Here is a 1,614-nt window from a genome sequence, read left to right as displayed (position 1 = left end):
GAAGAAAGATTAACAACCATCAAAAAAAGCATTTCCATAGGCGCAAAAGGCTATGGAGAGAAGAAAGTAAGAAAGAGCACACAGGGGATGCCTTGGCTCTCAGAGGCGATGAAGGACGTGATAAGCTGCGATAAGCTCCGGGGATTAGCAAATATGAATTAATCCGGAGATTTCCGAATGGGGAAACCTGGCTAGTTGAAGACTAGTCGCATTACGATGCGCAAACCTGCCGAACTGAAACATCTAAGTAAGCAGAGGAAGAGAAAATAATAATGATTTCCAAAGTAGTGGCGAGCGAACTGGAAAGAGCCCAAACCATTTTTGTTACGGCAAAGATGGGGTTGTAGGACTACAATGTGGTATTAATGAAATGAAGTGGAACAGGATGGGAAGCCTGGCAATATAGCGTGAGAGCCGCGTACACGTAAGTAACATTAGCCTAGTAGTATCCTGAGTACCGCGAGGTCGGAGACGCCTTGTGGGAATCTGCCGGCACCATCCGGTAAGGCTAAATACTCCTGAGAGACCGATAGTGAACCAGTACCGTGAGGGAAAGGTGAAAAGAACCCCGAACAGGGGAGTGAAATAGAACCTGAAACTGTGTGCTTACAAGCGGTCGGAGCGTCCAGGTGGCGTGACGGCGTGCCTTTTGCATAATGAGCCTACGAGTTACTCTTCTCTGGCAAGGTTAAGTGTTTAAGACACGCAGCCGAAGCGAAAGCGAGTCTGAATAGGGCGTATAGTCAGGGGAGGTAGACGCGAAACCTTGTGATCTACCCATGGACAGGTTGAAGGTGCGGTAACACGTACTGGAGGACCGAACCGATAAACGTTGAAAAGTTTCCGGATGATCTGTGGGTAGGGGTGAAAGGCTAATCAAACTGGGAAATAGCTCGTACTCCCCGAAATGTTTTTAGGAACAGCGTTGTGGTAAAGTTTTATAGAGGTAGAGCTACTGATTGGGTGCGGGGGAGTCAAATCCTACCAAATCCAGACAAACTCCGAATGCTATAAAATATACGCAGCAGTGAGGCCCGGGGTGCTAAGGTCACGGGCCGAGAGGGAAAGAACCCAGACCATCAGCTAAGGTCCCAAAATTACTACTAAGTTGAACTAACGAGGTGCGATTGCACAGACAGCTAGGATGTTGGCTTGGAAGCAGCCATTCATTTAAAGAGTGCGTAACAGCTCACTAGTCGAGCGATCGTGCATGGATAATAAACGGGCATCAAGTAGTATACCGAAGCTATGGGTAATATTAATATTACGGTAGGGGAGCATTCCAGCGGCAGCGAAGATATGACGTAAGTTGTGTTGGAGCTTCTGGAAAAGCAAATGTAGGCATAAGTAACGATAAGGCAGGCGAGAAACCTGCCCACCGAAAGGATAAGGTTTCCTGATCAACGCTAATCGGATCAGGGTTAGTCGGGGCCTAAGGAGAACCCGAAGGGGAAATTCGATGGACAACTGGTTAATATTCCAGTACTTTTTATAACTGCGATGTGGGGACGGAGTAGTGACACTGCCGCGATCTGACGGAATAGATCGTTAAAGACTGTAGGTATTAGGACTGTAGGCAAATCCGCAGACCTAGCTGAACGTCGATAGTACCGC

The 1,614-nt window shown here is 47.7% G+C and carries 1 rRNA gene; it reads left to right on the top strand.

The features are described from left to right. Positions 1-60 precede the first annotated feature (60 nt). Positions 61-1,614: ribosomal RNA gene (locus BM192_RS20590) — 23S ribosomal RNA — on the top strand; the annotation flags it as partial.

This window comes from Pedobacter antarcticus (assembly GCF_900112985.1).
GTDB lineage: Bacteria > Bacteroidota > Bacteroidia > Sphingobacteriales > Sphingobacteriaceae > Pedobacter > Pedobacter antarcticus.
The sequence above is the reverse complement of the archived record's forward strand: the minus strand, read 5'-3'. Positions and strand labels throughout refer to the sequence as shown.